A 23095-nucleotide genomic window follows, 5' to 3' on the forward strand; every position below is an offset into this window, starting at 1 on the left:
ACAAGCCTTTTCATTACCAGCATCCTCGCTCATCAGCGTTATCATCGTCATCGCCGACCTCATCGGCATACTCCATCGCCCGGATACGGGCTGGCAATGCCTGACAGGCCGCCTCATCCAGCACAAAACCGTCCAGCGCGGCGGCGCGGTTGGCCATACAGAGCGCCACCGCATAGTCGCCGTGACGGCGCGCGCCCTGAACGCCTGACGGCGTATCCTTGCTGCGGCCCTTGTCAATTTGCGGTATCCCGTTCACTACCTTGATATGCAGCAAATCATCCAGCGTGGACTGATGGCGGGCCAGGGTCAGGTTTTGCGCTTCCAGCTCACCTTTCAGTTTGGGCATCCATTCGGCATACCATTTTGCCGAGAGCGTGACGCAATCCACCATGTCCGGGCCGAAATGCAGCCGGGCGGCTTCGGCCAGATAGCCGCCGTTGCCGGTGGCGTCAAAGGCGGCCCCCACCAGACGCGGCAGCCGGGTCAGGATGGTGAGCATTATCTGCTTTTGCTGGTCATAGGTGACGTTGCGCAGCTCGACGCGCAGCGCCTCGCGCTTGCTTAAATCCGGGGCGATGGCCAGTACCACAAACACCGACAGATCGCCCTTGCGAGCAAAGTCCTCGCCGAAACAGTAACGACAGTCCGGCGCAAGGGTCGTCAGCACCGCCTCGAGGTGCGCCTGACACCAGGCCTCCACTTCAGCTTCACGCTGCGCGGCGCTCCACAGTTCAAATACCGCCGGGGCCTCAAAGCGCAGCAGGGGGACACGGCCTGTCGGGGCCATCGCCGCCTCAATCAGCGGGCGGGCAAGATAGGCACCGCCCGACTTGCGCGGCACACAGCCGTATTCCTCCTCGGCACATTCGCGATTGGGGGCATTTTTATACAGGTTATCGCGCCACGATTTTTCGGCGTCAGGCGACCACACCTGCCCGGTGACCGTGCAGATACGGCGATACAGTCCCTCGCCAATCGCCTCATCGAGCGTGATGCGGTGCAGGCTGTAATCCTTGCGCCCTTCGCGGGCGTCCTGAATGTAGGCATTAAACGGGTTATCGACCCCGTTATGGGTGGAAATCAACCGCACCCGCGCGCCCCACATGTTGAGCGCCAGCGCCGCCTTGAGCAGCTCTTCAAGGGATTCATGGAACGCCGCCTCGTCAATCACCACGTCGCCCTGCAAGCCACGGAGGTTGGACGGGCGAGCGCTTAACGCCTGAATTTTAAAGCCGCTGTGCGGAAAGCGGATCATGTACTGGAGAATTTCCTCGTGTTTCTCGCTGTCCCAGAAAGTGGACTCGTAAACATCGGCCTGGGCCAGCTGGTTAAAGGCGCGGGCAAACAGCGCGCAGGCGGCAATATATTCCAGCGCCATCTCCTTCTTGCTGCCGACGTAAAACACGTTGCGTCCGCCATCGCGCCGCGACTTGCTGGCGGTGATGACGTTGCGCCCGGCCTCGGCCCAGGTCAGGCCGGTACGGCGGGATTTTTCGGCAATGCACACCGGGCTGTCGTCGAGGAACCAGCGTTGTTGATAAGGCAAAAACACCGGTTCATTTTCGGGTAACGCCAGTGATTCGGGCACATCGACGCCGCAGGCGCGGGTGGCCTCGCGCAGGTCAATTTTGCGCGGGTCGGTCAATCGGTGCATCGGGGCCGGTTGTTCAGCGGTTCGCATTGTCTGTTTCCATTAAAAATCAAACCGTTAAAAAATGCATTAGGCCTTACCCAGCAAAATGTCGCGGATTTTGCTTTCCATCTGGTGACTCATGCCCTCTTGTCCACGGAGCGCTTCACTGACGGCATTCGCCGCTTCCTCAGCATAAGCCTGGCGGATTTGTGCCTCGCGCTTGTGGCTCATCTCTGCCGTGCGCTCCAGGCGCTGGGCGGCCAGCATGGCTTCTTTGAGAAAATCAATATCAATCTCGTCGTTATCCTGGCTGGCAATCTGGTGCTTGCGGATGCCCTTGAACAGCAGGGAGCGCGCCATCTCCATAATCAGCCGCGAGGTTTCGCCGGTGGGTTTTTCGCCCAGTTCAGCGGTCAGGGCGCGGGTCTGCTCACGCAGCTCGCGTAAATCCCGCGCCACGCGCTCGTTTTGCGTTGCCAGCCGGTTCACCCCTGAGCGGGACAGTTGTTGCTCGACCGGGAGGCCTGCGGCATCAATCAGGCGGTTAATCTCGTCCACAATCTGTAACTGGGTAATGCGTTTTTCTCGCAGCAGGGCAAACAGGCGTTGACGAATATCCGCCGGTAATAAATCCACCTTACTGGCGCGCCCGCGCGTGAGGTTTTCTTCCATCGCGACCTCCCTAGCGCCGACGTGGCTTCTTCACGCCCGGCACGGTTGCGCGACCCTCGGCGACCTCCTGCCCGCGCCCGCTCAGATGGGCCACTAGATAACCCCCGGGCAAGGTATCAAGCCGCAACAGGTCCTGCTCCGCCAGCCAGGCCAGTAACACGCGCACCCGGTCGCGCGACACCTTATGACCGTAGGCGTCGAGGCAGTCCTGCAACACCGATTCATTTAATTCGCCGTGATACTCATTCAGTGAACGCACTATCACCAGGCGTTGGTCTTGCGTCAAAATATCGTCAATCATCCGTCACTCCGGTAAAGGGCTTTTTCCACCAGTAACTCTAGCTGATGCGTCACCGCCTGCAAGCTGGCGCGGGTTTCTTTCAAATCGCCGCGCAGCTCGGTGATTTCCACTTTCAGGGCATGCACTGTCTGTGCCGACGGCGCATTACCCAGCTGGGTTTCTACCGTCAGCAGACGGGCGTTAAGGCGCTCGACCTGCTCGCGTCCGGCAAAGGAGCGGCGCATCAGCCACATAAACAGCGCCCCTGCGGTGCTGGCAGCAGAGAGCGCCGGGGCAATAGAGTCTTTAAGCACGTTAACCCACACGCCGCCGCTCCCGTCGTGCCTGGCAGGCCACACAGCAGCGCGCCTGGGGCATCACGGCCAGCCTTGCCGGGTCTATCGGAACCCGGCACGCGGCGCAATAACGCGCGGGCGGGGTTCGGGTCCGTCCGTTGTCCGGTATTGAGGGGGTTATCGTTTCCATCGTTTACTCATCATGGGGTTGCTCTTGTCGGTAATGCTCGGCCTGGCGCAACGCGGCCTTGTCGGCATTACACTGTTTAATCACGGCCAGCAGTTGCAGGGAATAGTCCACGCTGGCCCCAAAGGTCAACGGCTCCGGTGGTAGCGGAGCCGGACAGGCCGCCAGTAAGCCTTCAGGGAGCGGTACCGGCGGCAACGTCACCACTTTCACGGGCGGCGCGGCGCACCCGGTCAGCCACAGGGCCAGGCACAGGCTCACGGGCACAATTGACCCACGATAACCGCTGGCGCACCTGTTGGCGGTCCTTTTCGCTTTCTCCGCGCAGGTGTTGTTTTTCATGCGTGACGGTCTGCTCCAAGGTATGAAATACCTGCTGTATTTGGCGTTGCTCTGCCAGTGCCTGCCAGGCTTCGTCCCGCTCCTGGCGCAAGTCGTGCAGCGCGGTTTCCCGCAGGCGTTCACGTTGCCAGAGCCAGCCGGCAGTAGCGAGTAATAACGCCAGCAGGCACAGCGTCAGCCCCGTTTTAAGTAACGTGTTCACAGCGTCGCCTCGGGGTCAGGCAGTCCATGCCGACACAGCCATTCATCGGCGGCGCGGCGATTGACCAGACCGTTCAGCGTGACGCCCTTCACCTTAACCCAGCGACGAAACTCATCGCAGGCCGCCGGGATATCGCCGGCATTCAGGCGCTTTAGCAGGGTCGAGCGCGCAAAGGCCCCCGACCCGACATTGTGAATAAACGCCGCGAGCGCCACGCGCTGCCCGTCTGACAGCGGTACGGTGACCTGCTGGTCAATCACAGCGAAAGCCTGGCGCATATCCGCCGCCAGCAGGGCCTCACATTGCGCCGGCGTTTGGGTCGTCTCGGGGGTGATATCGCTACCGGTATGGCCGTAGCACACCGTCAGCACCCCGCCGCTGTCGGCATAGGGCTGGAGGGCGTGACCTTCCCAGAACGCGGTATAGCAGGCGGCAATAGTCAACAGACCGGCACCGGAGACGGCGAGGAGTTTTTTACGTAACGGGTCGGGCAACGGCGGCATAGCGATACCTTGATACAGGGATTCCTGGTCACAGGGTAAGCGTTGCGTGATAAGGCGGGGGATTACGCTCCGTTAACAATCCGTCCCCTGGGGGCCAGTCGATTGTTCGGATACGTTAGCAGGGGTTAGTCGGCAAACAGGGCGGGTTGGGTACGCTTGACATAGCGCTGGCGCTGGGTGGCAATCACTTTATAAATCTGTATCTGGCCGAGCCGGTATGCCTTGCGTAGCGTTTCAATCGGTGTGCCCTGCTGCCAGCGGTGGAAAATTTCATCGTCGCGTAACGCCGTAAGCAGACTGTCGCCTTTGGGCAAATAATAGTTACGCCCACCCGCATACGCGGCCAGGGCCGCCGCCATTTTACGCGCCAGAGGGCGAGATTGGGGGGCGGTAAATCCCTGGCGTTGCAGTTCATTATCCATCACATCCACCAACGCGGCGAGTAATTGTGGCCACTGAGGCTGTAAGGTTTCCTCATCCACCGTGTCTATTCGGTCAATTAACGCATGCAGCTGGGTATCATCGGCGAGTAAATCTGCTTGTTGTATCTTCATCGTCTACCTCATCAGGTGAGTTGAGTAATAATGTTATTATACAATATATTATCCCATAACCCTAAAGCGAGACGCCCCTTCTGCCCACGGTGAAGATACCCCGTTACCGACGTTATGACGATACACGGGTCTCGGCCTCATAACGCTGACAAACGCGCGGATAACTTTCAGCCGGCGTACCCGGGGGGAGTGTCGCCAGCATGCAGCGCCGATGCCAGCGCTTAAGACTTTCAAGCACCTTGACGGCCAGGGCGTTATCCTGATTGAGCCAGGCCAGCTGTGCCACCCCCAGGCCACCGTTCTCCCTTGCCGTGGTACGCCTTATCCAGGCATTCAGTGCTGCCTCATCGCCGGACTGCACAAACCCCTGGCGGTGCATGGTCTGCCAGATGGCAAGGATTTTAGCGACCGGTGACGCGGGTTTAACGCCGCGTAAAACCGGCTTTGAACGCACGGTAAAGCCTTTTTGCTGAAAGGCATGTAACACCCTGACCAGCTCGGGTACCGTCATTTCCCGGCAACTGGTTTTATCGGCGCACACCTTCATCAGCGCCGCGCGGTAGGTCGCTTCGTCCAGCTGCAACTCCCGACGGGCCACATGGATAAGTTTGATTAAGGTAGCCCGGTTCATGACTTATCCTTCCCCCGTGTTTATCGTCGCCGGTTGTTGGGTCAATAGGCGTTGCGACAAGGCGTCCAGCTTGCGCACTTTTTCATCGTCAATCATCGCCGCCAGACCGTTCAGGCGAAGCTGGGCGAGCATGATTTCCATGTCCGCCACGGTTTGACAGACTTGTCGCATATTCTGCCCCTGCGAAAGAAAACGGCACAGCGCGCCGGCCAGTGCCCCACAGCGCTCAATGGTTTTTAACATTTGCCGGTCATGGCGCCAGGGCGGCATCATAAATAGACTGTTCATTCACTGACATAATATGTCCTCGGCTGAATTTGGCGCGCACGAAGCCCTGACGCACGCGCCGGATTTAACACTATTAGAACCTGAGTTCGGGATAAGGAATATAAATTTTTTCATTATATATTCAATTACTTAAATTAAAATTATTACATAAAACAGTGCTAAATTTTGGCTTTTTTCATGATTTTAGCAGAGAAAATAGCTTATTTTTTAACCTACAACCAACTAAAAATATTCCTTTTTTTATCATTTTATTGATTTTAAAAGGTTTTTATTGATAAATGAGCTATTTTTATTTTCTCATAACTAACGCTTATCCCGAACTCAGGTTATTAGAGGTAAAACGAAATAACGCGCGCGGAATTATCCGGCGTCTTTTTGTTCAAAAGGCTTGATTTCAAAGTCCTCCACACCGTTTTTCACGGTAATGCCGACAATCCCTTTTACGGCACTGGGGTCGTTTAAAATCGCCTCCTTGTTAATTTCTTCCTTTACCCGAATAAAACGTTCAAGCTGCATACGTCGGAGTACCTCCAGGACCTCATCCGTATGACGGATAGCGCAGGAGGCTGGACGCAATCGCCAACTGACGGTACCGGTGGTAAAGTTGACCGTTTTCACTTTACCGTCGAGCGTCAGCGCCTGACGATGCGCTTCACACCAGGACTGGATACCGTTAAGTAATGCCTTGCCTTCTTTTTTCAGCTGTTCAAGCCTGGGAACATATTGCCCGGTAATATTGGCAATCGCGTCATTCATCTGCGTCTCGGTGCGCACTTGTTCCCGTTTCAGATCGCCCAGGGTTTTTATCGCCTGGCAGACCGCTTCCCGACTTTGTGGTACGGCTTCGCTCGCGGGATTTTTCATACGTTGCACGCTATTTTTCATCGCTTTTATCACTCCTGTGGTCTCTTCTCTTCTGTGGTGTCCCAATACACCAGACACCCCTCAATCTGGCGGGCATACACCTGACGGCGCTCTCCCTGGCAGCAAAGGGTGATTTCCGTCGCGTTATCCCTCTCCCCCGGGCGTACCGGCGGGGTGATTTTTATAAACGGGCGCTGGCAGTAACGCCGGGTATGCAGGATGTCGCTGCCCGCCTGACGTAGCCGGCGGCGCACGGCGTTCATGGCATCAAACATGTTCATCATGATGACCTTTCCTTATTCAGCCTTTTCATTGATAACCGAGCCTCATACAGTAGCGTGCTCAGTAAAACCGGCCCCGATTCGGACGGCACTGACCGCCCGGACAGCAATGCCCGTAAGGTGTGCCAGGCGGCGTACCACGCCTGACGCCGGCTTGGGCCAGAGAGATAACAGCCCAGTTGCAGCGCTTCCCAGACATCCACATCAAATCCCTGCCACCGGTAATACTGTTGCTGGGCCGGGGGCAAGGTCGCCGCCGCCATCTCATACCGGTCCAGCCAGAGGTACGGCGTTGCCCCGCGTGACAGGGTAATATTGGGCCGGATAGTGCCATCAACGTTATAGCTGGCGTAGCGGGCCATACGCCGCAGGGCGCGGACTTCATGGCGTAAAGGGTTATTCATCACTGGCTCTCCTGAGTAACTGGTTCATGTCATGACAGACCTGCATCATCACCTCCTGCGCATCCGGCAACACATAGAGCGCGTCTCCCCGGTTGCCAAACGACACTAACAGGCTGTGTGACGATTCCAGCGAGACAGACACCACCCGCCGGGTATTGAGCAGCACCTGGCGTCCGGCGCTGTCGGTAAAGAGCACACCGCCCATACTCACCCCCTTGCCGGCAGCAGGTCGGTATCGGTATACACCTCCCTGAAGGCCGCCTTGATGTATTTTTCCCCCAGCTGGACCTGTGCATCACCGCTGGCCATCAGCCACGCCTGGCGCAGGGTGTGCGACAATACCCGCAAGGCACCGGCTTTCTGGGCAATGGCCTGTACCAGCGTCAGCTCACTTTCGCCGGTAATGCCCCAGGCGGCAGCAATCGCGGTCACATCGGCTTTTTTGGCCTTTAACAGCCGTTTGGAGCGGGCGATACGGCTGTACAGCCGAGCCAAGTCATCCGCCCCCTGGGTTGAGCGGGCCGATTTCGACAGGCCGCGCGGGTTACCAATCAGCACCATCCCGACCCCGGTCGCATCCTGAATGGCGCGCAGCTGCTCCAGGCCGTCAATGCCCAGGTGGTCAGCCTCATCGACAATCACCAGCCCGTGAGTGCCGGTCAGCCGCCGCCGTATCGCGCGCGCCAGCGTCCCCTTGTTTTTGGGCAGGTCGCTAAGACCCAACGCTTCCGCCAGCTCCAGCAGACACTCGGTAATGCTGGCGTGGGCCGGGGAAAGGGTCACCATCCAGGTATTGGCATGCTGGCAGTACTGACAGGCAGCAAAGGTTTTGCCCACCCCCGGCACCCCGACAATCACATTCATGCACTGCGCCAGCCGGACAAACTGGAACACCGCCCATATCTCCTTGACCGTGGCCGTCTCCACAAACTGCGGCGGCGCGGGCAAAGTCTTTTTTTGCTGATAATCCGTCAGCCAGCGGGTTAACAGTTCACCGACGCGCTGGTTATTGCCGTTATAACTACCGTTGATAAAGCTGGATATCACTGCACTCGACTGGCCGGTTTCACGGGCAATCTGCGCCTGTGTGACCTGGCCTGAATCAATCAGTTGATGCAGCGTCTTGATAAGATCATCATTTTGAGTCATCATCTTGCCTCTTTGAAAGAAAGTGTTTTTGTGTTTCGATAAGGCCATTCGGTTTGCCGACCAGATGGCTTTTTTACAACAGCGGGTCAATCTGCTGGGCTTCCAGTAATGCCAAACCCCGTTGTAACGCGGCTTCCGCATCAAGGTCGCTCTGTTCTTCAACCTCAGCTTTTAATGCGGTATTCCCCAATTGCCGATAAACATTGACCGGTAAGCCGAGGTCATTGACTTTTTCAGCCGGCAACGTCAGGGTATTTTCTGCCTCTGCTAATGCCACTTTCTCCTCACCCCGCTTACGCATCCCTTTGATACGTTGCTGCCGGTTGTGGTATTCCGCCGTTACCGGGAAGGCCAGCTGTTTATTGCCGTCCCACAGGGCGTCACAGAGGTAAGTACCGTCCATACGGCGCACGATAACCTTGCTGGCATCGTGAATGTCGTAACTGATTAACACCTTGCGGTCGTGCTCCTCGGCCAGTTTGGCGGCATAATAAATATTGTTAAGGAAACGGATTTCACAGCGCCTGACCGTGCGCTCGGTCTGTGGCATAAACAGGTCGCGCAGTTCAAACTGTGTCAGCCACTCCAGCTCGGTGGCTTCGTTTTCCAGCTTCCAGCGGCGAAACTCGGCCGGACTGTAATGCTGGCCATCGGGGCGTTTGGGTAATTCACTGTGCGGACGGGCGTTGTACCACTCGACCCCGGCCTTGATTTCATCAATCAGCCTCTCCCAGGAGGGCAGCTTGCGTAACGTGCTCTGCTGGGCGACCGTCAGTGCATGGCCCTTTGCCTGAGCGTTTAAGGCGGATTTAAGCGCCTTGCCAGTCTTGCGCACGGTTTCCCGGTCAGCGCCGGTACCGTAATAAGTGGCAAAGCGGCGGGCAAGGTACATGGGCAAGGTACGGTTAAGGCGTTCGATAATGCCGCGCCCCTGGGGATTGCCGGCGATACCGGTCGGGTGGTCAATCTCGAGCCGCCGCAGAATACCGGTCACGTCTGCATCCAGGGTGAGATTGGTTTCACCACTGCCGTTATCTGAGTAGTAGAGAAACGGTTTGCCGTGAGTGGCAATGCCATACCGCAGGGCATCGGTAACGGCAATCACGTTCTCGGAGAGCGACAGGCTCCAGCCGGTGATATAGCGGCAGCTGCCATCGATAATAAAAGTCACTTCCGGCGAAAAGGGTTGACCGTGGTCGGGATGGGCGACTTTCATCTTCATGCCGTGACCGTCGCCAATCCAGACGTAGTTAACCGGCAGGCTGGTCCAGTCGCGGCGGACAAACCCTTCCAGCTGGCGATATTCGCTGCCGGTTTTGCGCCCGCGCTGTTTGACGATTTCGGGGAGTTTCTCCATCGCGTACAGCACCGCATCGTAGGAAGGCTGCGCGGCCAACATCAGCGGCTCATCGGCATAGCGTTGTTGCCATTCGGCGCAAAAATCCACATAGGCCTCTTTCATGCTGCACCCGTTTGGCTTGCGATAGTGCGCCAGATAGTCATGTAACCAGGCTATCTGCTCCGGTTTGACCACCTCGCGCTTACCCGGTGCCAAGATAATCAGGCGCTCGGCGGGCGTGGCGGCTTTTTTGTAGTCGGCCAGCCAGCGCTTAAGGGTGATTTCACTGAGTTGACGGCTTTTGCCCTTCTTGGCATTAGCCACCTGTGCCGCTTGCGCGATGCTTTCGGGCAACTGGCCTTTTCACGAGTTTCGCACAGGCATATAAAGTTCTAGAAATGGCTTAAAAGCAATGGTTAATCTGCAAGTTACTAAAACACATAAATTTTATTAAATTACAATAATTTGTATTTAATTTATAAGGTTTTGTCTATTTATATATCATGCTGAATTAAACTTAAAAATAGCGCGTTTTTTTATTGGTGCGAAACTCGTGCTTTTTTCGCCTGCTGGACAATAAAGCGGATGGCCTGTGCGCAGCTATAACGCGGCTGTTGGCCGATAGTAAGGATATGCTGTACCAGTAACATTCTCGCATCGGCAATCTGGCGCTGCTTGTCCGTCAGGTCGGCCAGTTTATTGCCAATCAACGCAGGGCAACGGCGATAAACGTCCAACTTGCCAAGCTTCTCCGGATCGGTGTTGACCTTTGATACAGTGGGTTGTTTGGCAGCATCATCCACCGGTGCAGCGATCATCAGTTGTTGAAGATGACGCTCACGGATCGCGTTCTGGGCTTCAGGTGGTAAGCAATCAATGTGGTACTCGTAAGCCTTGGTGCCTGGACGTTTGCGTTTCATCGAAACAGAACCAGCGGCCCATTTATTTAGAGACCAACGCAAGCCTTGCACAGTACTAGGTAAACCAGGTATCCCGATTAATTCATTCACTGATACAAACATAATCAGGCTACCTCACGGGCACGACGATACCGACTTGGCCAGATTTCTTCAGGAGCAACACCGATCGCCTCCGCAACAATACGTTCGTATTTTTTACAGGGGCGATATAGCACGTTTTTTAGTGAATCTGGCTTTAATCCTGCCTGAACGGAGAGCTGGCGAAGTGTGAACCCTTTCACATGCACCGCAGCCACAATATGTTGGCGGTGCCAATCACGGTTTAAAACTTCATTTATAAGCATTATTCGATTATCCTAAAAGGTTAGATATGCAGATAACATGGGTGTGTTATCCATAGATATTATTATCTTAACTTGAATCAAAGTAAAGCAAATTAGCTCCTTTCTTTTCGTTTTTAACACGAAAATTGCTCAAGTTAAAACAAAGCCTTTTGATTCAATAAATTAGAGGAAAAGAAAATGACAGATGCTAAAAGCAAAGATTTTTCTTTGCAACATACTGAAAAAGAAAGTTTTAAAGACCGATTGAAAGCACTTATAGGTAGCAGAAGTGTACGAGCAGCAGCAAAAGACTGGGGGATTCCAACATCAACTTTGAATAACTACTTAAGCAAAAATACTCAACCTTTACTAAGTATGATTCAAAAAATCGCTTGTAAAGAAAATGTCAGTATTGATTGGTTAGTTAATGGCCAGCAGCCACAACAGCCACAACAGCCACAACAGCCACAACAGCCACAACAGCCACAACAGAATGAGTCATTACTTGATCGTAACTTGCAAGATCTTAATGCTATTTTAAGGTCGTTGGAGCCTGTAGAACGGGAAAAGTTAGCTAGATTACTTGGGCGCAAAGGTGCTGAATTATTAGCTTTATTACTAGAACAGGGGGGTGTAGATTTACTTAAACTTTCAGGAGAGGCAAGGGAGGCAGCTCTTAGTTTGCAGGAATTACCACCTAATCGCGTAAGAGAGATTTTGCGTGAAATCAAGCAATGTAGTACCCTTTCCGAAGAAATAAATCATAAGCACCAAGCCAGTGCTTGAGGCGCTTGCTAAGCTAATGCTTTTTACTATATTAAAGCTATTTTAAAACGGTCTTAAATCCATTGCAGTAAGTATCAAATATTTTGCCTATAGGCTCATTTTTGTTCATATTTTGCTCATCGGTATCAAATAGATAAATCCGAGCTAACCCTAAGAAATCCCATGAGTTCCCGCCAATTCCCGGATGTTCCCACAAGTATCAAATAAATTACTTCTTTATAATTGGCATCAAAATTAGTCACGAGTTTCGCACGGGCATATAAAATTCTAGAAATGGCTTCAGAACAATAATTAATCTGTAACTTGCTAAGACGTATAAATTTACTTAAATTACAATAAGTTATTTTTAATTTATGAGATTTTTTCTATTTATATATTATGCTGAATTAAACTTAAAAATAGAGCGTTTTTTTATTGGTGCGAAACTCGTGTAATATATATTAACAATTAACGCTTTTTATTGAGTGCCGCCGCCAGTGCATCACCCATTACACTATTAGCGAATAGCGTATTGTTGCGTTGGGATGTTTTAGTTGAACTGGCTGAGGAGGCATTTTTGCCTGTCTGTGGCTTATTACGATGTTGTTGTGGCGTATCTGCTGTTTTCTCATCCAGACGCATGCTTAATGCAATTCGTTTACGGTTTAAATCAATATCGATAACTTTAACGGTGATAATATCCCCTGTTTTGACTAGAGAATGAGGATCTTTAATAAATTTATCGGACAGAGAGGAAATGTGTACCAAACCATCCTGATGAACGCCAATATCGACAAACGCACCAAAATTGGTCACATTGGTCACCGAACCTTCTAATATCATACCTACTTTAAGATCTTCCATGGTTTCAATGCCATCGATAAAAGTGGCTGTTTTAAATTCTGGCCGCGGATCTCGTCCAGGCTTTTCTAATTGTTTTAGAATATCATTTACCGTCGGAATACCAAATTTGTCTGTAGTAAACAATTCTGGTTTGAGATTATTAAGCACGCTAGTGTTACCCATAATCGTTTTTAAGGGTTGCTTAGTGGTTAATAAAATCTTTTCTACAATCGGATAAGCTTCAGGATGAACTGTTGAGGCATCGAGAGGATTATTCCCTTCCATAATGCGTAAAAAGCCCGCACACTGCTCAAAAGCTTTTGTACCAAGACGTGTAACTTCCAATAGTTGTTTGCGGTCATTAAAGCGCCCGTGTTCGTTACGCCAATTAACGACATTTTGCGCAATCGCTTTACTTAGTCCTGCAATATGTGAAAGAAGAGCAACAGAGGCGGTATTTAGATCAACACCGACTGAGTTTACACAATCTTCAACTACCGCTGTCAATTTTTTAGCTAGTAAAGTTTGGTTAACATCATGTTGGTATTGACCAACACCAATTGATTTGGGATCAATTTTTACTAATTCGGCTAGTGGATCTTGTAAACGGCGGGCAATAGAGACTGCGCCACGTAAAGAGACACCGAGTGCTGGAAATTCTTGAGCCGCTAACTCAGATGCCGAGTAAACTGAAGCGCCAGATTCACTAACAATTACTTTCTGGGCGGTAATTTGCGGGTACTGTTTTTTAACTGCGGCAAAGAAGCGTTCAGTTTCACGTGAGGCAGTACCATTACCAATAGCGACCAAGGCAACTTTATATTTCTCACATAAGGATGCAATAGTCGTTGCAGATTTAGCTGCTTGTCCGGTGTGAGGATAAATCGTATCTGTGGTAATGAGTTTGCCTGTCGCATCAACAATAGCAACTTTGACCCCAGTGCGTAAACCAGGATCTAATCCCATGGTGGTATGCATACCAGCAGGCGCTGCCATCAAAAGGTCACGTAGATTACGGGCGAAAACATGAATCGCTTCTTCTTCTGCTTTTTCACGTAAGGTGCCCATCAACTCTGTTTCAAGATGTAACAGAATTTTAACTCGCCATGTCCAACTGATAACGGCTTTTCGCCATTTATCTGCTGGTGCATTATTTAAATGTAAGCCAAAGTGTTGGGTAATAATTTCTTCACAATAACTTTCTTTTGGTGGTGATTCAAATTGTGGATCTGCATTAAGTGATAATTGTAAAATACCCTCGTTACGGCCAAGAAACATAGCAAGTGCACGGTGGGATGGGATATGCGAAATAAGCTCATGGTGATCAAAATAGTCGCTAAATTTTGCACCTATGGTTTCTTTACCTTCAATAACTTTTGCCGTTAAATGGGCATTTTTCCACAAATAATTACGAATTTTGCTAAGTAAATTTGTATCTTCAGCGAAGCGTTCCATTAAAATATAACGAGCACCATCGAGCGCAGCTTTAGTGTCATTAATATTTTTTTGTGGATCAATAAAGGTTTCAGCTATCTGCTCTGGTATATGTTGGGGCTCATTCCATAACCGCTTTGCGAGTGGCTCTAAACCTGCTTCAATCGCTACTTGGCCTCGTGTCCTACGTTTTGGTTTATAGGGTAAGTAGAGATCTTCGAGCTCAGTTTTATTAAAAGTGTTATTAATCGCCTGAGCAAGTTCAGCCGTAAGCTTTCCTTGTTCATTAATCGATTTTAGGATAGTTTGGCGGCGCTCGTTTAATTCACGTAAGTAACTTAAACGTGTTTCAAGTTTATGTAGCTGGTTATCATCGAGTCCTCCTGTTACTTCTTTACGATAACGGGCAATAAAAGGAACAGTATTTCCTTCATCGAGTAATGTAATGGCTGAAAGTATTTGCGCTGGCGTTGTATCTAATTCATGTGCAATAATTTTGCTTAAGGATTTATTCATCATTTTAGTTTCTTCAATACTTAAATAGGACGCAATTAACGACTTATGTGCGCATTTATACGTGTTGAAAACAATAATTTCCAGTTAACATTATATTTGGATATTAGAACTTGATGTAGTGAACGAAAACTTTTTTTGAATTATATATAGTAATTAGTTTAAATTAAGGTTAATCATACTGAGTTTTTATTGTGAAAAATAATTATATTACTCGTGAAGGGTGGGACAACCTCAAACAAGAGTTGAAGTTTCTTTGGCGTGAGGAGCGGCCGAAAGTCACTCAAGCTGTATCAGAGGCAGCGGCGCTTGGTGATCGTTCAGAGAATGCGGAGTATATTTATGGTAAAAAGCGATTACGAGAAATTGATCGACGTATTCGATTTTTATCTAAACGTCTTGAAGTATTAAAAATAGTTGATCCCGATCCTCGGCAGGAAGGTAGAGTTTATTTTGGAGCTTGGGTAAAACTACAAGATGAAAATGGTGGTATTAAAGTTTTTCGTTTAGTTGGACCAGATGAATTTAATCCGGCTAAAAAATGGATTTCTATTAATTCACCAGTGGCAAGGGAATTATTAGGTAAACAAATTGATGATGAAGTTACGGTGAATACGCCAAATGGTATTATTACTTATTGGATATTGGAAATTAATTATCAAGGAATTGAGTTGTAAATGATATAAAATTAAAAAAATCAATAAAATGTAAATATTAATCTAAAAAAGCCTAATAGGAATTAGTTATATTATTATTGTCTTATTTGTTATTAAGACACTATATATAGGGATCTTAAAAATATTTGTGGAGTCAAAAAATGCAAGAAAATTATAAAATTCTTGTTGTGGATGATGATATGCGTTTGCGCTCTTTACTGGAGCGTTATTTAACTGAACAGGGTTTTCAAGTTCGTAGTACCGCCAATGCGGAGCAAATGGATCGTATTTTGACGCGTGAATCTATTCATTTGATTGTACTGGATTTGATGTTACCGGGTGAAGATGGTTTATCTATTTGTCGTCGTTTAAGGAGTCAAAATAATCCTATCCCAATTATTATGGTAACAGCAAAAGGTGAAGAAGTAGATCGGATTGTTGGATTAGAAATTGGGGCGGATGATTATATACCTAAACCATTTAATCCTAGAGAGTTATTGGCTCGTATTCGCGCCGTATTACGACGTCAGGCAAATGAGCTGCCGGGTGCGCCGGCACAGGACGAGGCGGTGATTCGATTTGGTAAATTCAAATTAAACCTAGGAACAAGGGAAATGTTTCAAGATGATGAGTCTATGCCATTAACCAGCGGTGAGTTTGCGGTTTTAAAAGTGCTTGTTTCATATCCACGTGAGCCTCTATCTCGTGATAAATTGATGAGTCTTGCTCGAGGGCGTGAATATAGTGCGATGGAGCGTTCGATAGACGTGCAGATTTCACGTCTTCGTCGAATGATTGAGGATGATCCTACTCATCCACGTTATATTCAAACGGTTTGGGGGTTGGGTTATGTATTTGTACCAGATGGTAGTAAAGCATGAAACGATTGTGTTTTTCCAGACGTAACACGTTTTCTCGTTCATTATTTGTTATTGTTACTTTACTGTTTGCTAGTTTAGTCACCAGCTATTTAGTTGTGCTTAATTTTGTTGTAATGCCGAGTCTTCAGCAGCTTAATAAAGTCTTAGCCTATGAAGTGCATACGTTATTAACAGAGAAAATTGAATTGCAAGATGGAAATGCAATTTTAATGCCGCCATCATTTAAGAAGAAAATCTATAAAGAACTGGGTATTAATTTTTATACCGAGTCGCGTGCTATGGCAAAAGGCTTAGGTTGGGCAAGACATTATGAGGAATTAAGCCAGCAGATGGCGGAATATATGGGTGGCAAGGCGGATGTTCGTCTTGAAATTGCCAAAGAGCATCCTTTTTTATGGTTAAACTCTTATCTTGCCCCAAATGTTTGGATAAGACTGCCTTTAACTGAAATAGGACAGAATCAGTTCGCCGTTGTATTTCGTTATACATTGGCTATTTTTTTAACCATTTTTGCTGTTACATGGCTTTATATTCGTTATCAGAGTAGACCATTATTTGTATTAGAAAGTTATGCCAAGCAAATGGGAAAAGGTGTCATGGTTCCAGCAATCAAGGAAGAAGGTTCATTAGAAATACGTTATGTCATCCGCGCTTTTAATCGTATGTCGTCAGGAATAAAAATGCTGGAAAATGATAGAACGATATTAATGGCAGGCGTGAGTCATGATTTGAGAACTCCGTTAACCCGGATCCGTTTAGCAACAGAAATGATGAATGAAAAGGATCAATATCTAGCAGAATCAATTAACAAAGATATTGAAGAGTGTAATGCTATCATTGGGCAGTTCATGGACTATATATGTACAGGCAGGGAAATGAACATGGAGTTTTGTGACTTGAACAAAGTCCTACTTGAAGCTGTTAATGCTGAGAGTAGTTTCCTGTCTAATATTGAGACGCAGATTAGTTCATCACCTATCATTATTAATGCTAATGTAATTGCCATAAAACGAGCAGTAACCAATATGCTGGTTAACGCCCTCCGCTATGGGAATGGTTGGGTAAAAGTCAGTAGTGGTGTGATAAAAGATCATGCCTGGTTTCAGGTTGAGGATGATGGAGCAGGAATTAAAAAAGAAAGTATTCAACATCTTTTTCAACCTTTTGTGCAAGGTGAAAGGGCAAGAAGTAATGGTGGTACAGGACTAGGATTAGCAATTATTCGCCGAATTATTGATGCTCATGATGGTGAAATTATTATAGATAAAAGTAAACGGGGAGGGTTATCTATACGGGCAACTTTACCATTAATGGAAAAATAAAAAGCTATATTTTTATTTAGCCGTAATTTAACGGAAATTTTATTATATTTTATGAAATCATATAATTCTTTGATTTTGAAAATTTATTATATCGATATATAAGGCTATATTTTTAAATAAATTGATTATTTATTTAACAGTCATAAAACTGTCATAAATAATACATCTTTCTGTCATCTAACTAACCTATTTTTTCCTCGTATTTTTTAACTCGCTACAATTAACAGAGTAATTTGTTTCTCTTTCATCTCAAATAGGAGAGATTATGAAATTGATGCGTTCTATCATCGTTAATATCATAGCCATGTTTTCTTTGACGGCCATGTCAGCTTTTGCGGCAACAAGCCTTACTGGCGCTGGTGCCACATTTCCCGCGCCAGTTTATGCAAAATGGGCAGATAGTTACCAAAAACAGACCGGCGATCAGATTAACTACCAGGGGATTGGTTCATCCGGTGGGGTAAAACAGATTACAGCTAAAACGGTCGATTTCGGTGCTTCAGATGCGCCTTTAAGTGATGAAAAACTCAATCGAGAAGGACTCATTCAATTTCCAACTGTGATTGGTGGTGTTGTTCCAACAATCAATATTTCAGGTATTCAATCTGGACAATTGGTATTAGATGGCAAAAGATTGGCTAACATTTATTTAGGTAACATTAAAAAATGGAATGATCCAAAAATTGTTGAATTAAATCCAGGTTTAGTATTGCCAGCACAAAATATTACCGTTGTTCGCCGTGCTGATGGTTCAGGAACGACTTTTGTTTTTACCAGTTATCTGGCTAAGGTGAATGCTGATTGGAAAAGTAAGATTGGCACGGGTTCTACGGTTAGATGGCCAACTGGCATTGCTGGAAAAGGTAATGAAGGTGTTGCTGCCTTTGTTCAGCGTCTGCCTGGTGCTATTGGCTATGTAGAATATGCTTACGCTAAACAGAACAAATTAGCTTATACCAAATTAATTTCTGCCGATGGAGAAGCGGTGTCGCCAACAGCCAGTAGTTTTAGTGCCGCTGCTAAAAAAGCTGATTGGACTAAAACCTTTGCACAAGATCTGACTAATCAGGTAGGCAAAAATGTCTGGCCAATTACTTCTGCTACTTTTTTTATTACATAAAGAACAAAAAAATATTGAGAAGGCGAAAGCAATATTAGCCTTCTTTGACTGGGCATACGATAAAGGCGCTGAACAGGCTAAGGCTTTGGATTATGCTACCTTGCCGAACGAAGTTGTGGCCCATATTAGGGCGGCATGGAAAAGTAATATAAAAGACGCTAATAGTAATTCTGTATATTGAATTGAGTGTGGCATCAGCTGATAGCAAAAATCGCGCTCTATTATAAATGAACGATTATCCCCTTGTTATATAAGGGGATTAAAATGAGAAAAAACAATGGCTGAGAAGTTAACGACATATAAAGCACCGGGAAAAAAAGGTGATATTATTTTTGGTGCTCTCGTTAAACTAGCTGCACTAATTACACTGTTAATGTTAAGTGGAATTATTATTTCTTTGATTATTGCATCGTGGCCAAGTATCGAAAAATTTGGCTTTTCTTTTCTTTGGTCAAAGGATTGGGATGTTCCTGCCCAGGAATTTGGTGCGTTAGTGACCATTTATGGCACGGTAGTAACGTCGTTAATTGCATTGATCATTGCAGTGCCTGTCAGTTTTGGCATAGCTTTATTCTTAACAGAATTATCACCAAATTGGTTAAAGCGCCCGTTAGGCATTGCGATTGAATTATTGGCGGCCATACCGAGTATTGTTTATGGCATGTGGGGATTGTTTGTTTTTGCGCCACTATTTGCCACTTATTTTCAAGAGCCGATTGGTAACGTTTTGGCAGGTATACCAATTATTGGTGAATTATTTTCAGGCCCGGCTTTAGGTATCGGCATTTTAGCTGCTGGCGTGATCCTGGCAATTATGATTATTCCTTATATTGCTTCAGTGATGCGGGATGTTTTTGAACAGACCCCAGTTATGATGAAAGAATCTGCTTATGGTATTGGCTGCACGACTTGGGAAGTTATCTGGCATATCGTATTGCCCTATACGCGTAATGGTGTGATCGGCGGTGTGATGTTAGGGTTAGGGCGAGCTTTAGGGGAAACAATGGCAGTCACTTTCATTATTGGTAATACTTATCAGCTAGATAGCTTTTCACTTTTCATGCCAGGAAATAGTATTACCTCTGCGTTGGCAAATGAGTTTGCTGAAGCGGAAAGTGGATTACATACCGCTGCATTAATGGAGTTAGGCTTAATTTTATTTGTTATTACTTTTATCGTGCTTGCGTTTTCTAAATTGATGATTATGCGTTTAGGCAAAAATGAAGGGCGCTAACATGGTGACGGCAGATACAACAAAAACTATTGATATTAAACAACGTCAACGTCGTCAGGCATGGCGGAGACAAAAAAATCGGATTGCACTGTTGCTCTCGATGATCACCATGGCATTTGGTCTATTTTGGTTAATTTGGATCTTATTTACAACGTTAACCAAAGGGGTTGAAGGCATGTCCTGGAGTTTATTTACTGAAATGACGCCACCACCAAATTCTACCGGTGGTGGATTAGCCAATGCGATTGTAGGTAGTGGTTTGCTGGTTTTATGGGCTACGGTGTTAGGCTCACCCCTTGGCATTATGGCGGGTATTTATTTGGCTGAATATGGACGTCGTTCTTGGCTGGCAGAAATAATTCGTTTTATTAATGATATTTTGCTGTCTGCGCCATCAATTGTGGTTGGATTATTCGTTTATATGATTATCGTTGCCAGAATGCAGCATTTTTCTGGTTGGGCAGGTGTTATTGCTCTGGCTTTGTTACAGATCCCGATTGTTATTCGAACAACGGAAAATATGCTAAAACTGGTGCCAGATAATTTACGTGAGGCAGCTTATGCTTTAGGTGCACCAAAATGGAAAATGATTTTATCAATTACCTTAAAAGCGTCTGTTTCAGGGATTATTACCGGAGTATTACTCGCCATTGCGAGAATTGCTGGTGAGACTGCGCCTTTGTTGTTTACTTCACTTTCCAATCAGTTCTGGAGTACAGATCTCAGTGGACCGATTGCTAATCTTCCAGTAACCATATTTAAATTTGCGATGAGTCCATTCTCAGAATGGCAGCAATTGGCTTGGGCAGGTGTTTTATTGATTACTTTATGTGTTTTGTTAATCAATATCTTAGCGCGTGTATTATTTGCCAAGAAAAAATATTAGTTCTTTAGTAACAGATGACAAACTTAAGAGACAAATTGATGATTAAAGTTAATGACATGGCAGAAGGTAAAATTCAAGTTCGTGACTTGAATTTCTACTATGGCAAATTCCATGCGCTAAAAAACATTTCATTAAATATTGCAGAGAATAAGGTAACGGCTTTTATTGGTCCTTCAGGCTGTGGTAAATCTACCCTGTTACGTACATTTAATAAGATGTTTGAGCTTTATACTGAGCAGTATGCTGAAGGTAAAATTTTGTTGGATGGCACTAATATTTTGACCGATGAACAAGATATTGCGTTATTGCGCGCCAGAGTAGGTATGGTTTTTCAAAAACCAACACCATTTCCGATGTCAATCTATGACAATATTGCTTTTGGGGTGCGTTTATTTGAAAAACTTTCTCGCGCTGAAATAGATGAACGTGTTCAATGGGCGTTAACTAAAGCTGCCCTTTGGGATGAAACGAAAGATAAACTTTCGCATAGTGGCTATAGTTTATCAGGCGGTCAGCAGCAACGGTTGTGCATTGCTCGTGGCATCGCGATCCGGCCAGAAATATTACTATTAGATGAGCCTTGTTCAGCACTTGACCCTATCTCAACAGGACGTATTGAAGAGTTGATAAGTGAACTGAAATCGGAATATACCGTGGTAATGGTCACACATAATATGCAGCAAGCCGCACGTTGCTCCGACTACACAGCATTTATGTATTTAGGTGAGCTGATTGAATTTAATGATACAGATACTTTGTTTACCGCACCTACAGTAAAACAGACTGAGGATTATATTACTGGCCGCTACGGTTAATATAGGGTATTACCATGGATAATCTAAATTACAACAAACATATTTCTCGCCAGTTTAATGCTGAGTTGGAGCATATTCGCACTGAATTAATGAAAATGGGTGGGTTGGTAGAAGAACAACTTAAAAATGCCATTGAAGCTTTACATAACCAAGATCAGAATTTGGCAAAAAAAGTGATAGAGGATGATCAAAAAGTCAATATGATGGAAGTGGCGATTGATGAGGCTTGTGTGCGCATTATTGCTAAGCGGCAACCGACTGCCAGTGATTTACGTTTAATTATGGCGATTTCAAAAACCATTGCTGAGCTTGAACGTATTGGTGATGTTGCTGATAAGATTTGTGAGGTTGCGTTGGAAAAGTTTTCTGAGCAACATCAATCGTTACTTGTTAGTCTGGAAGCTTTAGGCGGGCATACTATTCAAATGTTACATAATGTGTTGGATGCATTTGCCCGTATGGATCTGGATGCGGCAATTGGCGTTTATCTGGAAGATAAAAAGGTTGATGAAGAGTATGAAGGTATTGTTCGCCAACTGATGACTTATATGATGGAAGATCCTCGCACTATTCCTAGTGTATTAACAGCGTTGTTTTGTGCGCGCTCTATTGAGCGAATAGGTGATCGTTGCCAAAACATTTGTGAATTTATTTTCTATTATTTAAAAGGGCAAGATTTCCGTCATTTAGGTGGGGATTTTGTAGAAAAAATGCTAACTAAGGGTGGTCATTAACACGCTTTTCAGCGATTATTGAATGATTATTTTTTAGCTCATGGTTATTCCTTTTTGGAATAACCATAGGTTTTTATATTATTTCATGTTTTAACTGTGAATTGATAATTTGAGTCGAATAAACATAAATATACAAAAAATTGACAGTAAAAGGTAATAGTGAAATGAAATTCAATCTTATTGCAACTGTATTATCTGTCACATTAGCATTGGTTACCGGGTTGGCAAAAGCAGATAAATTGGAAAGTATCAAAAAAGCCGGTGTGATCCGTATTGCTGTTTTTGATAGTAATCCTCCCTTTGGTTTTATTGATGCTAAAACTAAAAAATTGGTGGGTTATGATATTGATATTGCAGAAGCGATTGCTAAAGATTTTGGTGTTAAATTAGTATTGCGTCCAACTAATCCAGCGAATCGAATACCGCTATTGACAGCAGGTAAAGTGGATCTGATTGGTGCTAATTTTACCATCACCAACGAACGTGCTAAACAAGTTGAGTTTTCAATTCCTGATTTTGCTACTGGGCAGAAATTTATCGCACGTATTGGGGTATTAAAAACGGCTGATGATATTATTCCTTTGCGTATCGGTGCAGATAAAGGAACCGTGCAGGAAATTACTCTACGTGAACGCTATCCTAATACTAAAGTAATATCTTACGATGACACCCCGCTCGCTTTTGCTGCATTACGAAATGGCAATGTACAAGCTATTACGCAAGATGATGCCAAACTGATTGGTTTATTGGGGAACTTACCGGCAAAAATTAAAGCAGATTATGAGATCTCACCTTTTAGTCTTACACGTGAATATCAGGCATTAGCAGCGGCTAAAGGTGAAACGAATTTGATTAGAGTGGTAAATAATACTTTATTGAAATTAGAAAAAAATGGTCAGGCAGAAATAATTTATAATCGTTGGTTTGGTCCAGAAACTAAAGCAGCACTACCTCGTGGTGATTTTAAATTTTCACCATTAGAAAAGTAAAAAGATATTATTTTTAATAAAAATACCTAAATGAG

29 protein-coding genes and 1 pseudogene are annotated in these 23095 nt (G+C 46.5%); 10 read left to right on the forward strand and 20 right to left on the reverse strand.

The window, feature by feature from the left end; genetic code table 11:
• Nucleotides 1-13: 13 nt before the first annotated feature.
• The 19 genes from V3224_RS14525 to V3224_RS14605 all read right to left on the reverse strand — a co-directional run bounded on the left by V3224_RS14525 (nt 14) and on the right by V3224_RS14605 (nt 10889).
• Nucleotides 14-1681: a hypothetical protein gene (locus V3224_RS14525; protein ID WP_334471357.1), complete on the reverse strand. Its 1668-nt coding sequence runs from the start codon at nt 1679-1681 to the stop codon at nt 14-16.
• 39 nt (nt 1682-1720) lie between these two features.
• Nucleotides 1721-2305 carry a DUF3486 family protein gene (locus tag V3224_RS14530; protein WP_334467901.1) on the reverse strand — a complete coding sequence of 195 codons (585 nt, stop codon included), beginning with the start codon at nt 2303-2305 and terminating at the stop codon, nt 1721-1723.
• Between the two features lie 10 nt (nt 2306-2315).
• Nucleotides 2316-2606 (reverse strand): VpaChn25_0724 family phage protein, encoded by a 291-nt coding sequence (locus V3224_RS14535; protein ID WP_010618208.1) that lies wholly within the window; start codon nt 2604-2606, stop codon nt 2316-2318.
• Nucleotides 2603-2911, reverse strand: coding sequence for a DUF2730 family protein (locus V3224_RS14540; RefSeq protein WP_334467899.1), 309 nt, complete (start codon nt 2909-2911; stop codon nt 2603-2605). The genes V3224_RS14535 and V3224_RS14540 overlap by 4 nt, the downstream gene beginning before the upstream one ends.
• Nucleotides 2901-3071: a TraR/DksA family transcriptional regulator gene (locus V3224_RS30045; RefSeq protein ID WP_442889627.1), complete on the reverse strand. Its 171-nt coding sequence runs from the start codon at nt 3069-3071 to the stop codon at nt 2901-2903. Before V3224_RS30045 ends, V3224_RS14540 begins: the two co-directional genes overlap by 11 nt.
• A 3-nt stretch (nt 3072-3074) precedes the next feature.
• Nucleotides 3075-3335 carry an Rz1-like lysis system protein LysC gene (gene lysC / locus V3224_RS30050; protein ID WP_442889989.1) on the reverse strand — a complete coding sequence of 87 codons (261 nt, stop codon included), beginning with the start codon at nt 3333-3335 and terminating at the stop codon, nt 3075-3077.
• Entirely contained in the window at nt 3244-3612 is a 369-nt protein-coding gene (locus V3224_RS14545; protein WP_334471359.1) for a hypothetical protein, read from the reverse strand. Before V3224_RS14545 ends, lysC begins: the two co-directional genes overlap by 92 nt.
• On the reverse strand, nt 3609-4115 hold the full coding sequence (locus V3224_RS14550) for a lysozyme (protein WP_334467897.1): 507 nt from the start codon (nt 4113-4115) through the stop codon (nt 3609-3611). The genes V3224_RS14545 and V3224_RS14550 overlap by 4 nt, the downstream gene beginning before the upstream one ends.
• Nucleotides 4116-4240: 125 nt before the next feature.
• Nucleotides 4241-4669 (reverse strand): Mor transcription activator family protein, encoded by a 429-nt coding sequence (locus V3224_RS14555; protein WP_334467895.1) that lies wholly within the window; start codon nt 4667-4669, stop codon nt 4241-4243.
• A gap of 112 nt (nt 4670-4781) precedes the next feature.
• On the reverse strand, nt 4782-5300 hold the full coding sequence (locus tag V3224_RS14560) for a gp16 family protein (protein ID WP_334467893.1): 519 nt from the start codon (nt 5298-5300) through the stop codon (nt 4782-4784).
• A gap of 3 nt (nt 5301-5303) precedes the next feature.
• Entirely contained in the window at nt 5304-5588 is a 285-nt protein-coding gene (locus V3224_RS14565; RefSeq protein WP_334467891.1) for a hypothetical protein, read from the reverse strand.
• 360 nt (nt 5589-5948) lie between these two features.
• Nucleotides 5949-6473, reverse strand: a complete 525-nt coding sequence (locus tag V3224_RS14570; protein ID WP_334467889.1) for a host-nuclease inhibitor Gam family protein — start codon at nt 6471-6473, stop codon at nt 5949-5951.
• A gap of 8 nt (nt 6474-6481) precedes the next feature.
• Nucleotides 6482-6736 (reverse strand): hypothetical protein, encoded by a 255-nt coding sequence (locus V3224_RS14575; RefSeq protein ID WP_334467887.1) that lies wholly within the window; start codon nt 6734-6736, stop codon nt 6482-6484.
• On the reverse strand, nt 6733-7137 hold the full coding sequence (locus V3224_RS14580; RefSeq protein WP_334467886.1) for a hypothetical protein: 405 nt from the start codon (nt 7135-7137) through the stop codon (nt 6733-6735). The genes V3224_RS14575 and V3224_RS14580 overlap by 4 nt, the downstream gene beginning before the upstream one ends.
• Complete coding sequence (locus V3224_RS14585) at nt 7130-7342, reverse strand: hypothetical protein (protein ID WP_010618224.1); 213 nt, start codon at nt 7340-7342, stop codon at nt 7130-7132. The genes V3224_RS14580 and V3224_RS14585 overlap by 8 nt, the downstream gene beginning before the upstream one ends.
• A 2-nt stretch (nt 7343-7344) precedes the next feature.
• Entirely contained in the window at nt 7345-8286 is a 942-nt protein-coding gene (locus V3224_RS14590; protein ID WP_334472039.1) for an AAA family ATPase, read from the reverse strand.
• Nucleotides 8287-8359: 73 nt separating this feature from the next.
• Nucleotides 8360-9979: a Mu transposase C-terminal domain-containing protein gene (locus V3224_RS14595; protein ID WP_334471361.1), complete on the reverse strand. Its 1620-nt coding sequence runs from the start codon at nt 9977-9979 to the stop codon at nt 8360-8362.
• Between the two features lie 182 nt (nt 9980-10161).
• Nucleotides 10162-10647, reverse strand: coding sequence for a DNA-binding protein (locus V3224_RS14600; protein WP_334471363.1), 486 nt, complete (start codon nt 10645-10647; stop codon nt 10162-10164).
• 2 nt (nt 10648-10649) lie between these two features.
• Nucleotides 10650-10889, reverse strand: a complete 240-nt coding sequence (locus tag V3224_RS14605; RefSeq protein WP_334467883.1) for a helix-turn-helix domain-containing protein — start codon at nt 10887-10889, stop codon at nt 10650-10652.
• A gap of 177 nt (nt 10890-11066) precedes the next feature.
• Here V3224_RS14605 and V3224_RS14610 point away from each other — a divergent pair, with 177 nt between their 5' ends.
• Nucleotides 11067-11654, forward strand: coding sequence for a helix-turn-helix domain-containing protein (locus tag V3224_RS14610; RefSeq protein WP_334471365.1), 588 nt, complete (start codon nt 11067-11069; stop codon nt 11652-11654).
• 447 nt (nt 11655-12101) lie between these two features.
• On the opposite strand, the gene V3224_RS14615 is transcribed toward V3224_RS14610, so the two are convergent.
• Complete coding sequence (locus V3224_RS14615) at nt 12102-14426, reverse strand: Tex family protein (RefSeq protein WP_334472040.1); 2325 nt, start codon at nt 14424-14426, stop codon at nt 12102-12104.
• 188 nt (nt 14427-14614) lie between these two features.
• On the opposite strand from V3224_RS14615, the gene greB reads away from it, so the two are divergent.
• The 9 genes and pseudogenes from greB to V3224_RS14660 all read left to right on the forward strand — a co-directional run bounded on the left by greB (nt 14615) and on the right by V3224_RS14660 (nt 23060).
• The gene (greB, locus tag V3224_RS14620; RefSeq protein ID WP_032115823.1) at nt 14615-15100 is read left to right on the forward strand and encodes a transcription elongation factor GreB; all 486 of its coding nucleotides are present in this window, start codon (nt 14615-14617) and stop codon (nt 15098-15100) included.
• A 140-nt stretch (nt 15101-15240) separates the two neighbouring features.
• Complete coding sequence (gene ompR, locus V3224_RS14625) at nt 15241-15960, forward strand: osmolarity response regulator transcription factor OmpR (protein WP_026821896.1); 720 nt, start codon at nt 15241-15243, stop codon at nt 15958-15960.
• Nucleotides 15957-17282, forward strand: coding sequence for a two-component system sensor histidine kinase EnvZ (envZ, locus tag V3224_RS14630; protein ID WP_334471366.1), 1326 nt, complete (start codon nt 15957-15959; stop codon nt 17280-17282). The genes ompR and envZ overlap by 4 nt, the downstream gene beginning before the upstream one ends.
• A gap of 265 nt (nt 17283-17547) precedes the next feature.
• Nucleotides 17548-18583, forward strand: a pseudogene (gene pstS / locus V3224_RS14635) (phosphate ABC transporter substrate-binding protein PstS).
• Between the two features lie 96 nt (nt 18584-18679).
• Nucleotides 18680-19636 (forward strand): phosphate ABC transporter permease PstC, encoded by a 957-nt coding sequence (pstC, locus tag V3224_RS14640; RefSeq protein WP_334471368.1) that lies wholly within the window; start codon nt 18680-18682, stop codon nt 19634-19636.
• A 1-nt stretch (nt 19637) separates the two neighbouring features.
• A complete protein-coding gene (pstA, locus tag V3224_RS14645; RefSeq protein WP_334471369.1) occupies nt 19638-20522 on the forward strand; it encodes a phosphate ABC transporter permease PstA in 885 nt (294 codons plus the stop codon).
• 38 nt (nt 20523-20560) lie between these two features.
• Nucleotides 20561-21337: a phosphate ABC transporter ATP-binding protein PstB gene (gene pstB, locus V3224_RS14650; RefSeq protein WP_334471371.1), complete on the forward strand. Its 777-nt coding sequence runs from the start codon at nt 20561-20563 to the stop codon at nt 21335-21337.
• 14 nt (nt 21338-21351) lie between these two features.
• Complete coding sequence (gene phoU / locus V3224_RS14655; protein ID WP_334471373.1) at nt 21352-22071, forward strand: phosphate signaling complex protein PhoU; 720 nt, start codon at nt 21352-21354, stop codon at nt 22069-22071.
• Nucleotides 22072-22235: 164 nt separating this feature from the next.
• Nucleotides 22236-23060, forward strand: coding sequence for a transporter substrate-binding domain-containing protein (locus V3224_RS14660; RefSeq protein WP_334471375.1), 825 nt, complete (start codon nt 22236-22238; stop codon nt 23058-23060).
• Nucleotides 23061-23095 lie beyond the last annotated feature (35 nt).

Origin of the sequence: Arsenophonus sp. PmNCSU2021_1, from assembly GCF_036919435.1 — a bacterium.
Lineage (GTDB): Bacteria > Pseudomonadota > Gammaproteobacteria > Enterobacterales > Enterobacteriaceae > Arsenophonus > Arsenophonus nilaparvatae.